Genomic DNA, 13,058 nt, shown 5'->3' with positions numbered 1-13,058 from the left:
GATTTGCCTAATTTTTATTCTGTTTCGTATTTTCGCCTTGCTTCTTTTCAGATAGGAACAATTTCCTCAATTAATTCTTCAACTTCTATTTTTATTGTTTCAAGAGTATCAAGAATGTTTTTAAGTTTTCGTTCTTTTTTGTCCGCTTCACTTCGGTTAGTTCTAATTTCTTTTTCTCTTTCGGCTAATTCAGTTAGTTTTTTAGTAATAAACTTTCGAAAAGCAACTTTGTCATTCTTTTGGATAATAGTTAATAATTGTTGATTTTCTTCTTTGTTTAATTCTCCTGAAAGTCAATCATCTCCTTCTCCACTAGCATGAAGGCAAAAGCCTAATTCTTCATCACTATATCTAATATAACTTAATTGTCAGTAGCGAATACAGTCTACTTTTAATTCGTCAGCCAATTTCTCCCAATAGTCAAATTCTTCCATGTGATTATTTACGCATTTTTCACAATAGATTAGATTACCAGTATGAATTTCTTTGAATTCATTCCCTCGTCAAATATTTTGATAAACTTTTTCTTTGCCAGTTTTAGAACTGCCACATTTTTGGCACGGATTAGATTTGTTATTTATTTCCTCGTTGTTGATTTCTTTTTCGGTAAAATCCTCTTTTCCTAAATCACTAACACTAGTTTTTACCAATAACACTTCTTCATGGTGTTGGTCTGCTATTGCTGGATAGTGGGGAGCAATAACTTTCATATGAGAATTAATTACATGAGCGAAATCGCCTCTTGCGGCACTAGAACCACAAATAAGCGAATTATTATTTTCAATTAAAATCTTACAAATATAAGGATTATCATCTATAACTAAATCAAAGTCAGAGGCATTTTTTTTAATTCAGTCGGCTTTACTTTGCCCTTGGGTTTCACTATCAAAGCCGATTAGTTCTAAATAACAAGGGAGTATCGTTTTTGAGCTATCATCTTCCCTTTCATACCCAACTTTGTCAAAGGTTTCTTTAAATATTCACTCTTTTCTCCCATCACCATAAGGAAACTTTCTTTTATCATAAGCAGAGAGGAAAATTAACCTACTTACTTTGCCTTCTTTTATCAGTTTCAATAAATCCTTAGTAATGGTTAAAAATGGGGCTTTTTGATAGAAATCAGGAGAGTTTTTGATATTTTGTTGCTGTTCTATTTTTTCTTTATCTTCATTTGGTATTAAACGAGAACTATAAAGGGAATATTCAATTCAAGGTTCTGACCATTTTTCTCAAAAAACTTTAAAATATTCAGAAAAGTTAATCCCTTCATCAACATAACCTTCTTTTTTTTGTTTTTCACTTAAAGGAGTTAATCATAAAGCATAAGGTTCACACGCTTGTATTACTTCATCCCAATCACAAACTATTTTAAGTTTTTTAGGAGTATTTTTGTAGTAGTTGTATAGACTGGTTATTGTTTTATTCATTGTTTACTTAATTTTTCATTAATTTTTCTTTTTTAGGCAATTATATACAATTTTACACTAAAAAAATAAAACATAATGCTCCTCAAACAAAACTTTAAAAGTTTATTAGACTTGCTAATAACTCTTCCTACTGAGCAGAATTGTATCGACTACTTAGAAGCAATTATCTGAAATAGTCAACCGATTTCTCCTTTTGATCCTAATTCTAAAGTTTACAAATGTGCTGACAACAAATATAAGTGCAAAAATACTAATAAGTATTTTACTATCAAGACCGGAACCGTATTTAGAAATTCTAAAATACCACTTCAAAAATGACTGTGAGCTTTATATATTTTCTCTGCTCACAAAAAAGGTATCTCTTCTTGCCAACTAGCCAAAGATATTTCAATCACCCAAAAATCAGCCTGATTTATGCTTCATCGCTTACGCTCTACTTTTAAAATCTCAGAACTTGAGACTATGCTAAAAGATTTGGTAGAAATCGACGAAACTTTTATCGGTGGAAAAAACAAAAACCGCCACTGAAATAAAAAAGTTCCTCATTCCCAAGGTCGAAGTTGAACTGACAAAATTCCCGTGTTAGGTTTGTTAGAAAGAGGTGGAAATTTGATTACTCAAGTAGTTTTTGATACCCGACAAAACACTCTAGAACCAATAATCAGAGCCAACATTGAAAAAGGTTCAGATGTCTACACTGACGAATGATATCGTCACAGCAGTTTGTCTCAAAGTTTTAATCACCAGATAGTCAATCATAGTGCTAAACAGTATGTCAAGGGAACAACTTCCACTAACGCTATCGAAAACTTTTGGTCACATCTGAAAAGAGGAATTAATGGTATCTACCATTGAATAAGCAAGAAACATACATCAAAGTATGTTAATGAATTCACTTTACGGTTTAACACTAGAAAATACCAAGAACGAGAAAGATTTGATTTAATTCTTTCTTCAGTAGTCGGTAAAAACTTGACTTATCAAAAATTAATCAATTAAAAACATGAAAGATACAAATAAAATCGAAAGAAAAGTAAAATACAAAGGAAAATTAGACTTAGCCGGGTTCGAGTTGCCCTGCTTCGTTCTTGAAGATGGAATCCGAGTTTTGTCAAGTCGAGGCATGCAAGATGCCTTAAAAATGGTTGATGAAAATGGAGAGCAAGAAAGGGGGCCCAGATTAAAGCGATATTTAGACCAAAAATCACTGCAATCCTTTATTTATAGAGACAAAAACCCCGCCCACTTTGACCCAATTATTTGTTATGATGGAAAAAATGAAATTCACGGTTATGAAGCAACTAGATTAGTCGATTTTTGTGACGGAATGTTAGAAGCCCGAAAAAACATTCACTTATCACCTCGGCAAAAAACAATCGCTGACCAGTGTGAAATTTTACTAAGATCATTTGCCAAGGTCGGCATTATCGCCCTAGTAGACGAAGCTACTGGCTACCAATACGAAAGAGAGCAAGCCGAACTACAGGCGATATTAAAAGCCTTTATTTCAGAGGAAATTTTGAAATGACAAAAAACTTTCCCTTGAACTTTTTATAAAGAAATATTTAGACTATGAGGTTTGCCGTTTACGGTGGAAAATATCAAAAGACCAGGATTTGTCGGCACCCTGACTAATGAATTAGTTTACAAGAATATGCCTAAAGGCACCATTGTTTTAGATAAATTAAAAGAGAAAACTCCGAAAACTAAAGGAGGAAATTACCGATACAGATTTCACCAATCCTTAACTCCGGAAATAGGTCGCGAAGAATTGAAGAAAGTGATTTACACAGTGGAAGCGTTAGCTTCAATTTCCCAAGATAGAGAAGAATTTTTAGCATTAATGAAAAGAAAGTATTCTTCATCGAAAGAATTGGCAGAAGTATCTCAAACTGACTTTGAGCAAAAAGTAAGAATTTTGGCAAAAACACCACCGCTAAAATTAAAAGATTTAAAAGAAGAACTGAGGAAAGAAAGGAAGAAGTAAAAAGAACCAAGTCATAAAGAAAATTATTCTTTTAGTGTAAAATTGTATATAATTGCCAAAATTTTTAATGTTTTTTTTTATTTTTACCCATCAAATAAGCAATGACTATTCCCATAATTACTAATAAAATAGCACTAGGAATAGCAACATATCATCACTTAAATCCATTATCAGAATTATTAGATTGTGATGAATTAGCCTTATCCTTTAATTCTTTTTGCTGGGATTGTTTTTTATTTAATTCACTTTGAATTTCTTGCTTTTTACTTTCTAGGGTTTCTATTTTTTTAGTGATTTCTGGTTTAGCATCAGTGTCTTTTTGGTTTTGCTTTAATTCTGTTATTTGTTTTTGTAATTCGGCTAATTGCTGTTTAAGATAATCAATTTCTTTTTGCTGATTTTGAATTTTTTGTTGGTCTTGGAGATTTGGTTTATTAGTTGGTTTTTGGGAAGAACCAAGTTTTTTTCTTTGTTCTTGGATGAAAGATTTTAATTGTTTGCTACCTGCTTTAAATATAGAAATCATCCCTTCACCTTCACTTCCTTCTCGTGAATTTTTTTCTAAATACTTTATAAGTGCTGGAACTTCTTGGTTAACTTTTTCAAAAAAATTTAAATCATCGCTTGTAGGTAAACATTCAGGAGGAGCTTCTTCTCCAAAACTTATTTCTTTAACAATTTCTATAATTAATTTGGCAGTTACATAAATGACACTATTTTTGCTTGTTTCTCTTTTATCAGATTCATTAAATAACGAAGATTTTTCAATGCCTTTGTTATAAAGTTCTCTAATTCATTTTCAGGAAAAAACTTCAATTTGAGGTGTTTCAATTTCGTCACAAATATTTTTTATTTCTGTTTCCAAATCATTCATTATAATATTATTTTAGAGAGAGAGAGAGAGATTAAAAAACATAAAATTGAAAACATGTAAAAACTATTTATATGACAAGTAATATAACAGTAAAAATTAAAAAAGATTTAGGTCATGAATGAGAAGAAAACGGTAAAAAATATGCTCTTTATGAAGTTGACTTATTTAATTATGGCGACCACCATTATGGTCGAATTCAAATTGAATATCAAAACGAAAGTGATTTAAAGGAATTTATTGAGGACAAAAGCGTTAAAATTGAAGTTGGAGAAGACATGACCGAAAGAAGAGAAGGCGTTTTGATAATTAAAGGTGGAACTTGAAATGCTGACCGCACTGTTTGACAAAAAACTAAAGACACTACTAAAGAAGCGGCTGATAAAGTTGGCGAAACTTCGTCCGACGCGGTCAAAAAAACTGGTGAAGGATTAGAAAAAGCCGGTAAAAAGTTGCAAGATAGTTCTAAAAAAGATGAATGACCAAAATGAGTTTTGCCAGTAGTGATAATTGTTGGTGTATTGTTCTTAATTGGAATAATTGCTTGAATTTTCAAACCTAAAAAGAGATAATTATTTTTTTTTCATTAAAAAATAATATTATGAAAATAATTAATAAAGAAAAAATTTTAGAAACCTTGGAACTTATAGAAAATTACGAAAAAAATAAACTTACTTATCAGTTAGGAGAGGCTAAAACACAATTAGACCAACTTTTTAGGAGTGTGCAAACTGGTTTGTGTCAAAATAACGATGAATTCACTAATTACTTTACAGTAAACATCTACTACGAAAATATTGTTGAGGAAATAGAAGAATTAGATTCCATAGAAAAAATTGGAGATAAAAAAGAAGAAATTTTACAACGATTTTTTGAACTTTATTCTTTATTTCTTTTAGAAGAGACAAAAGAAATAGCCAAAATAATTGGAATTAATGAAAAAAAAGAAAAAATGCAAGAATTAATATCAATCTTAAATCTTTTTAAAGAAGGAAAAAATCCTCTTCTAGAAAGTGTTTATCAAACTAATAAATTAATAATAGACGACGGTGTTCAGATGCTTGAAGTAATGAATGATTCTTTGAATGATGTTCCAGAAGCAAATTCTAGTTCTTCAAATAAGGGTAAACAAAAAGCAATTCTTAAAACTGAAGAAGAAAATTATGACTGAATAAAATCACTTTCAGAAGAAGAAAAAGCAAACATCATAATAGAGCAAATGATAGTCATCGGTCAAAAAGATGAAAAAATCAAGAAACTAGAAGAAAAAATAACTATTTTACAAAATCAACCACAACAACAAGCCCAAATAATCCAAAACCAACCTCCTAGCACTCTTGGACCAAGTAATTAATTTTACATAATTAAAAGACTGAAATTTAGTTGAATTTGTTGGTACACAACAATTTTCACTTCTTTTCTTCAAATAATTTTTTTGTTATTTTGTTAAATTAGTTTGAAAATTAATAATAATTTGGTAAATTTCCTCCACTATTTCTTTTAAGGGACGGTCAGCATTGATAATGTGGTAGTTTCTTTCGGGAAAATAATACTTTTTTAAATCTAGATAACCTTGACGAATTTGTTGGTGAAACTCTGAATCTAATTTATCCCAATTATTTTTTTCTTCCCTTTTTTCTAATCTGGCTTGGGCTTTTTCTGGTTCTAAATTGAGAATAAAAGTCAAGTCGGGAAAACGAGTATTAATAAATTTTTGAAAAAGTTCTTTAATTAAATTTACTCTTGATTTTTTTTGTTCCTCGGTCAAATTTCCTCGTAATCCTTGGTAGACAAAAGTGCTATCTATATAACGGTCAACTAATACTATTTTATCTTTTTCCCCTGACAATTGTTGCCTGATTATTTTAAGATGTTCATTATGGGCTGCTGCAAAAAGAAAAAGTTGGCTTTGACTGTCAATAACAAGTTCTTTATTCTTTAAAGATTCATTAGTTAATTGTCAAACTCTTTCGCCTAATTTAGTGCCTCGTGGTTCCTTGGTAGCAAAAGAATTAGGTAATTTTTCACTTAATTTTCTCACTACACTAGTTTTACCACTCCCATCAATTCCTTCAAAACTAACCAACAAATGCATATCTATATTTTTAACCATTTTTTTTGCTTGCCAAAACGAAACAAAATTAACCAGGGAGCACCAAAAATATCAATATGGACGATGAAAAAATTATTAAGGTTGAAGAAGTTCCTAAAAGTGAAGAAATTGAAAAAACTCGGGCTGAACAAACCCTTCACTTGCTTGAAGATGAACTAAAGAATCTAATTAAGCAAAAAAAAGAATTAAAGACCAAATTTCAGAATAAATTTCGAGAAGTCGAAAAAGAATTACAAAGCCTAAAAAGCAGATTTGACAAAGAATGACAAAAAGCCACTAAGTTAGAAAATAAAATGATTTTATTGTGGGATTACTATCAAAGAGAAGTAGAAATTTTGGCTCTCCAAAAGCAAATTCAAAGCCAAACCTTATCCACTAATCGGCAAGAAATCATTAAAAGATTAGATAAATTGATTGCTCTCAATGCTGGTCTGGAAAAAGGTTTTAGGGAGCGGCAAATTGAACCTGAACTAATGGAAAAATTGCGCAAGAAAATTGGGGCTTGGGAGTAAATTCATGCGTTTATTCCATTCTTTACCTTGCTATTGACAAATTAAATTATGCAACAATACGATTTAATTATTATTGGAGCCGGACCAGCCGGCTTAGCTGCAGCAATTTATGCTAAAAGGGCTTTATTGGCAACTTTAATTTTAGAAAAGGACTTGGATGGAGGCAAATTAAACAAAACTGCTGAGGTGGAAAATTATCCTGGCTTTATAAAAATTAAGGGACCAAAATTAGCTGAAGAAATGGCTAAGCATGCCCGTTCTTATAAAATTGATGGGAAAAACGAAAAAGTGATTCAATTAATCAAGAACAATCAAGGAGCATTCGAAGTAAAAACTGAAAAAAATGAAACTCACTACACTTATTTTAGCAGAGCAGTAATTATTGCCTCAGGAACTATTGAAAATAAATTGAATGTCCCGGGCGAAGAAGAATTTACTAATTTTGGTGTTTCTTACTGCGCCATTTGTGATGGCTTTGCTTTTCGTGATAGAGTTGTTGCTGTCGTGGGCGGTGGTTATTCAGCTTGCGAAGTCGCACTTTATTTAAGTGAAATTGCGAAAAAAGTATACTTAATTCACCGACGAAAAGAATTTCGCGTAGACCAAGAAATCAAACAACAAGTCGAGCAAAATCCCCGAATTAAATTAATTTTAGAGAGAACTGTTAAAGAAATTGTTGGAGAAACAGCAAATCAAAGAAAAGTCACTCACCTAATTTTAAATGATTTGCAGGAATTAGAAAAAGAGAAGTTAGAAATTAGTGCTTTATTTCCTTGTATTGGTCTGCTGCCTTATACTGATTTTCTTCATAATTTAAGTGGCGTTTGTGATGAAAAAAACTATGTCAATGTTAACGAAAAATGTGAAACTAAAATCAATGGACTATTTGCGATTGGTGATGTAGTTAAACCAGAAAGAATTCGCCAAATTGTTACTGCTACTGCCGATGGAGCAATTGCCGCCCAAGCCGTAATTGAACACTTAAGAAAAACAGAGAAAAAATATTAATATATGGAAAAATGGAAATGAATTGATTGGTTAGACAAGGGAGAAATCCGTTTAACCGATACTTTACTTGCTGATATCAAAAAAGAAAAGAGTCATTATGGCAACACTTTTTTTGTTCTTCATTTAGTAAAAGGTAATGAAACTTACGAAGTTATTGCCTTTGTGGGAAAAGAAGAAATAACTAGTTTAGAAGAGAGAGTTGAAAGAAAATTAAATTCACTTTCTAATATTAAAAAACTCATCATAAAGCAATGAGAAGACAACATTGAAATAATGGAACAATTAACAAAATTAGAGGAGCAGGTAGAATTAATTAAAAAAAGGTTGAAAGAAAATACTGCTACCGATGAAAGGAAAAAAAAGTCACATTCAAAGAGAAAAAGAAAGAATAGAAGAAAGGTTAAATAAATATATATTACCATTTTCATCTTAAAATGAAAGAGAAAAAAGGAGATACTTATTATGTTTTATTAGATTTCCAAGAAGCAAATAGGAAAAACTAGAAAGCATTTTTTTTAATCTTCCGTAGTCATAGTATATCTAAACCATTACTATTTTATTTATGTAATTTATTATAAAATCTCTCTCTCTCTCTCTCTCTATTAATCAATGAGTTTCACCGACTTTTAGCCATAACATTTTTAGTTTTTAGTGAGGCGTTATTTATTCACATTTCAAAAAAAATAGTGATTGCTGATTATTTGTAATGAAAACAGCAAATTTTTAAATATTCTACTTTTTTTTTATTTGACTTTCAATAAAACGAACAGCCTTAATTAATTGTTGTTCGTCATGATGGTAAAGAAGAACAAAGCCGCTGGGTTGCTGCAAATCTATCTCTACTCCGGTTTCTTGAATTAAACGATTAATGGTTTTTCCTTGGCTACCAATGATTAATCCAAAACGTTCGGCACCAACAAAAATTTTTTTAAATTTAATGGCTTGGGTAGGCAATTGTGGACGAGTTTTTGGCAAAAAATTACTCATTTCTCGGAGTAAATAAATTCGGGCTTTTTTGCCTTCCTGCAAAGATTTTTGGAAAATGAGAAAAGAAATTCCTTGATTTTTTACATCTAACTGTAAGGAACAAACACCTTTCTCTGTGCCAGCGATTTTGTAATCCATTTCTCCAAATTTGTCCTCCAAACCATTGATATCAACCAAAATTTCTCCTTCTAGTAATCCTAAAGCAATTCCGGCCACTGGTCTTTTCATAGGAACGCCTGCTGTCATCAAGGCCAAAGAAGTAGCGCAAATTGAAGCTTGGGAAGAGGAACCATCGGAGCCTAATACTTCTGAAACTACTCTAATGGTATAAGGAAAAGTATCAACTGATGGTAATAAAGGAGGAAAAGTTTTTTCGACTAATTGCCCATGTCCGATTTCTCGCCGAGAAGTAGACTTAAATTTTTCAATTTCATTCACCGCAAAAGCCGGGAAATTATAATGGTGAATAAAATGCTTATGAGTATGAACAAAAATATTATCAATTAACTGCCGATCACTAGTTTTTCCCAGTGTCACCACTGAAAGAACCTGGGTTTCTCCTCTTTGAAATAAGGCACTGCTGTGAACATTAGGAAGATAATTAATTTTCATATTTAATGGACGAATCTCTTCTTTTTTTCGTCCATCAATTCGCTGCTGAGTCCGGCGAAAATTTGTTTGCATTCAATTTTGAAGAGTGAGATCCCAAATTTGCTCAATTTCTTCTTCCCAAGCATTAGTGTCTTGCTCGGGATTTTTTTTTAGTTCTTGTAGAGTTTCTTGGAGTTTTTTTTCTTTGTTAAGTCAATTATCCTTAGCAGTTAAGATTTTTTCTAACTTTTCTTTTATTTTCTCTTGCCAGTTTTTGTCAATTGATTTTTCTGGTGTTAAAAAAGAATTTTTTGAGATGTTTAAAGAATTCGCAATTTGTTGAAAAAATTGTAAAAGTTGTTGAATTTGTTTTTGGGCGAAAATGACCGCTTTTTCAAGTTCTTTCTCAGCAATTTCTTCGGCTCCTAATTCAAGCATCACAATATTTTCTTTAGTTGCCGTAATAATCAATTCAAAGGGAGATTCATCTAACTGGATAATACTGGGATTACAAATAAACTCTTCTTGGTTCTTGCTTATCACTACCGTTGCCAAGGGCTGATTAAAAGAGGATAAAAGAGGAGACAAATAGCAAACTAAAATTGAATTTCAACAGGCTACCAGTCGTGGGTCAGCAGCAGAGTCGAAAGCCAAAACACTATTAGTAATTTGAATTTCGTATTGACCACCTAAAGGAAAAAAACTTCGGATAGAACGGTCAATTAGTCGAGCAATAGTAACGGAGTTGTAGTCCGGTTTACCTTCTCTTTTGTTAAAGACAGCAGGGATTTTGCCTACTGAATAAAATTTCTCTTCAAAAAAGACAGTTAAAGGAACAAAATTTAATTTGCTAGACTCAGCAGATTGTTTAAGACACAAAACTGTCAAAACCACAGTATTTCCGTAGCGGCAAAGAACAGATTTTTCACTTTTAGTGGCTAATTGGTCGATTTCAAAGATTATTTTTTTGCCTTGAAAAGTAAATTCAAATTTTTTTTGTGTTGAATTATTCATTTTTAGACTTTTTGCGTCAAAACGCAAAAATAATTATTCCTATCAATAAGACTATTATTCCTACCAAAGGAAGCACAATCTTTCAAGGAAATTCTTTCTTTGGTTGCTTATCATTTTTAGTATTTTCAGAAGTAGTTGAAGATTTTCCCCCAAAAAGATTTTGGCTAATTTTATTGCTTTTATCAGAACCTTTTTGAGTTTTTTCTAACTCATTTCGCAACATTTTTATTTGGCTTTGTAAATCTTTAATTTTATTCTCTAATTCACTATTGGAACCTGGCTGTTTTTCTTGCTCTAATTGCTTTACTTTGCTTTCTAATTCACTTATTTGTTGGCTTAATTTTTGACTTTCTTGGGATTTTTTGCTAATGTTAGAACTGTCGCCAGAAGTATCTTTGGAAATGCTTTGACCTCTTTTTTTCTTTTCTTGGTGAATAGTATCTTTTAATTGGTTGAATTCTCTTTCTATTTGGGCTTTTTCTTCCTCATTAGTAATCTCTTCATAAGTAAAGGAGAAAAGTTCTTCGACAAAAAATTCAAAAAGGTCTAATTCTTCATTAGTAGGATTGATGAGTTTTTTTTCTAATCAATTTTTCCGAAATTCGCCTAATCTGGCTGCGAATTCTCCTAAAATCTCTAAAAATAACTCCTTGGTTTTTTCACTCGGTCTAAAATTGGGATATTTGTCGACAATCTGACCTATTTGGTTATACAAATTTTTTAGTTCAGACAAAGAAGTTTGGGAATTACTAGCCTGTTGATAAATAGTTTGGAACCCTGCTTGACAGTCTTTTTCTTGTTGGAGCAGTTTATCGAGGATTAGTTTATACTCTACGGCTTTTTGTTTGTGTTTTTCGTATGTTTCAGCAATAGAAGAATTTATTTTTAATTCATCAAAAAGAGGCAATAATTCAGTAGCGAAGTCGGCTTGATATTTTTCCAAATACTTTAATTCTTTTTCAGTTGGCGAAACCACATTACTATTTCAATTATAAATAAAAATTTCGTATACACCAAATTTTTTTCAAAACAAACTAATTATTAATTCTTGTTCGTCTTGTGATAATTCTTGCCATTTGTCGTCAGGAATAACTTTTTTTGCTTCATCTACTATTTCTTCAAATTCTAATAAAGTAAGTGGTTTATGGAGTTTCTGATATAAATCTTTTAAAAATTGTAAGCGAGAAGTCATTAACTAGTTTTTATTCTCCCTCCCTAAAAAATTACTTGTTCTCCGTCATCAAACCCTTCATCAATTACTTCAATATCTTCTATTTTTCCAACATGGAAAGCAGGTGTGTTATATCCTGCTCTCCCTGGTTGGTAAACTCCTTTTATGGTAAAACGAGCAGTTTTTTTATTTTGTACCAATTCTTCAATCAAACTCTGGTAATCAGGTTTAAGTTTCATAAAAGCCTCTTCTCAAATAAAGGCAGCAATGTCTTTTTCCTCTGATTCTATTTCTTTCTCTTTATTTAAAAATAAAAAGTAGTATGTCTTTTGGTTGGAAGCAGTAGAACTATAAACTTTTGATTCACATACTACTTCAACTTCTTTATTGTAAACTATTTCTTCTCTATCATTCATCATACTTTTTACTCGCTCGCTATTATAATAATTTTTACTTGGGCTATCAATTTTTCACTCAATTTAATTTTCAGCAAATTTTCACCTAAATTAGTTAAAGGAGCAAAGTCTAATAACTGATTTTTTTCTAAATGAAAACCTTGGTTTTTCATCTCTTTTAAAATATCCTCAACTCGGATGGAACCAAATACTTTGTCATTTTTGTCTTTTTTTAAAGTAAAAGAAAAAGTTGAATTGTTAATTTTTTCGTAAAGTTCCTGGGCTTTTTCTTCTCGAAGTAAAGCGGCAGCGTGTTCTTGTTGTTTTCTTTTTTCCATTATTTGACGATTTTGGGAATTATAAAGCCAAATTTTTTCTTTTAAGTAAGGATGATTTCGATAAAATCCAACTTTGACTTTTTTAACTTCTCATTTTTTTCCTAAATTTTTAATATCTTCTGCCAAAATAACTTCTAACTGTTTACTCATTATATACTAATTTTAGAAATCTGTCGCCTTTTTCAAAAAATTTGTTCTCTAAGTTCTTTTTTGCATCAAATATTAATCTACTAAAAAATTACTTTCTTGAGTAAAAAATAATCACAACGCTAAAAATTAATGTCAATATCTATTCACAATTTTCACAAAACTTTTATTTTCCAAAAGAATTTCGCAAGTAAAAAAATGTTCCAATAATAATTACCAAAAGAAGTAAAAAAGTGCCAAATAATCAGTAATAAAAAGTTTTTAATTTCTTTTCTAGTTCAATTATTTCTAATTTATTTTTTTCGTGCTTCTCTTCAATTAATTTGGTTAGTTCAGTTTTTGTCTTTTCTAAATCATTAATCTTTTCTAATCGGCGTTTTTCTTCTTCCTCTGCTTTTTCTTTTTTCAAGTAGTTTAAATCATTTTCTAACTCTTTTTTTAGGGAACTATAAAATTCTTTTTCGTTCATAATATAACTTTTAACCTTAAAATATTTT

General features: G+C 30.8%; 15 protein-coding genes. 7 read left to right on the top strand and 8 right to left on the bottom strand.

Going from position 1 to position 13,058, the window contains the following annotated elements; translation table 4 throughout:
- Positions 1-14 precede the first annotated feature (14 nt).
- Entirely contained in the window at positions 15-1,427 is a 1,413-nt protein-coding gene (locus tag GvMRE_RS02165) for a hypothetical protein (protein WP_147409651.1), read from the bottom strand.
- A gap of 75 nt (positions 1,428-1,502) precedes the next feature.
- Between GvMRE_RS02165 and GvMRE_RS02160 the strand changes: the two genes are divergently transcribed.
- Positions 1,503-2,426, top strand: coding sequence for an IS1595 family transposase (locus GvMRE_RS02160; RefSeq protein WP_147409650.1), 924 nt, complete (start codon positions 1,503-1,505; stop codon positions 2,424-2,426).
- Between the two features lie 4 nt (positions 2,427-2,430).
- Entirely contained in the window at positions 2,431-3,414 is a 984-nt protein-coding gene (locus GvMRE_RS02155) for a P63C domain-containing protein (RefSeq protein ID WP_147409649.1), read from the top strand.
- Between the two features lie 64 nt (positions 3,415-3,478).
- Here GvMRE_RS02155 and GvMRE_RS02150 read toward each other — a convergent pair whose 3' ends face one another.
- Positions 3,479-4,288, bottom strand: a complete 810-nt coding sequence (locus GvMRE_RS02150) for a hypothetical protein (RefSeq protein WP_147409648.1) — start codon at positions 4,286-4,288, stop codon at positions 3,479-3,481.
- Between the two features lie 71 nt (positions 4,289-4,359).
- Here GvMRE_RS02150 and GvMRE_RS02145 point away from each other — a divergent pair, with 71 nt between their 5' ends.
- Together GvMRE_RS02145 and GvMRE_RS02140 are read left to right on the top strand one after the other, a co-directional pair.
- Positions 4,360-4,857 (top strand): hypothetical protein, encoded by a 498-nt coding sequence (locus GvMRE_RS02145; protein WP_147409647.1) that lies wholly within the window; start codon positions 4,360-4,362, stop codon positions 4,855-4,857.
- Between the two features lie 29 nt (positions 4,858-4,886).
- Positions 4,887-5,639, top strand: a complete 753-nt coding sequence (locus GvMRE_RS02140) for a hypothetical protein (RefSeq protein ID WP_147409646.1) — start codon at positions 4,887-4,889, stop codon at positions 5,637-5,639.
- 84 nt (positions 5,640-5,723) lie between these two features.
- On the opposite strand, the gene tmk is transcribed toward GvMRE_RS02140, so the two are convergent.
- Positions 5,724-6,398 (bottom strand): dTMP kinase, encoded by a 675-nt coding sequence (gene tmk / locus GvMRE_RS02135; RefSeq protein WP_147409645.1) that lies wholly within the window; start codon positions 6,396-6,398, stop codon positions 5,724-5,726.
- A gap of 56 nt (positions 6,399-6,454) precedes the next feature.
- On the opposite strand from tmk, the gene GvMRE_RS02130 reads away from it, so the two are divergent.
- The 3 genes from GvMRE_RS02130 to GvMRE_RS02120 are packed head-to-tail and all read left to right on the top strand — an operon-like array spanning position 6,455 to position 8,326.
- The gene (locus tag GvMRE_RS02130; RefSeq protein ID WP_147409644.1) at positions 6,455-6,910 is read left to right on the top strand and encodes a hypothetical protein; all 456 of its coding nucleotides are present in this window, start codon (positions 6,455-6,457) and stop codon (positions 6,908-6,910) included.
- Between the two features lie 48 nt (positions 6,911-6,958).
- Positions 6,959-7,918: an NAD(P)/FAD-dependent oxidoreductase gene (locus GvMRE_RS02125; RefSeq protein WP_147409643.1), complete on the top strand. Its 960-nt coding sequence runs from the start codon at positions 6,959-6,961 to the stop codon at positions 7,916-7,918.
- A 3-nt stretch (positions 7,919-7,921) separates the two neighbouring features.
- On the top strand, positions 7,922-8,326 hold the full coding sequence (locus GvMRE_RS02120) for a hypothetical protein (protein ID WP_147409642.1): 405 nt from the start codon (positions 7,922-7,924) through the stop codon (positions 8,324-8,326).
- Between the two features lie 324 nt (positions 8,327-8,650).
- On the opposite strand, the gene GvMRE_RS02115 is transcribed toward GvMRE_RS02120, so the two are convergent.
- The 5 genes from GvMRE_RS02115 to GvMRE_RS02095 all read right to left on the bottom strand — a co-directional run bounded on the left by GvMRE_RS02115 (position 8,651) and on the right by GvMRE_RS02095 (position 13,030).
- Complete coding sequence (locus tag GvMRE_RS02115; protein ID WP_147409641.1) at positions 8,651-10,510, bottom strand: polyribonucleotide nucleotidyltransferase; 1,860 nt, start codon at positions 10,508-10,510, stop codon at positions 8,651-8,653.
- A complete protein-coding gene (locus GvMRE_RS02110; protein ID WP_147409640.1) occupies positions 10,503-11,702 on the bottom strand; it encodes a coiled-coil domain-containing protein in 1,200 nt (399 codons plus the stop codon). The genes GvMRE_RS02115 and GvMRE_RS02110 overlap by 8 nt, the downstream gene beginning before the upstream one ends.
- A 23-nt stretch (positions 11,703-11,725) precedes the next feature.
- Entirely contained in the window at positions 11,726-12,100 is a 375-nt protein-coding gene (locus tag GvMRE_RS02105; protein ID WP_147409639.1) for a hypothetical protein, read from the bottom strand.
- Between the two features lie 5 nt (positions 12,101-12,105).
- Positions 12,106-12,564, bottom strand: a complete 459-nt coding sequence (gene rplI / locus GvMRE_RS02100; RefSeq protein ID WP_147409638.1) for a 50S ribosomal protein L9 — start codon at positions 12,562-12,564, stop codon at positions 12,106-12,108.
- A 163-nt stretch (positions 12,565-12,727) separates the two neighbouring features.
- Positions 12,728-13,030 (bottom strand): hypothetical protein, encoded by a 303-nt coding sequence (locus GvMRE_RS02095; protein ID WP_147409637.1) that lies wholly within the window; start codon positions 13,028-13,030, stop codon positions 12,728-12,730.
- Positions 13,031-13,058 lie beyond the last annotated feature (28 nt).

The organism is endosymbiont GvMRE of Glomus versiforme (assembly GCF_003546845.1).
Note: the sequence above shows the minus strand (reverse complement) of the source record. Positions and strands in the feature narration are given on the sequence as shown.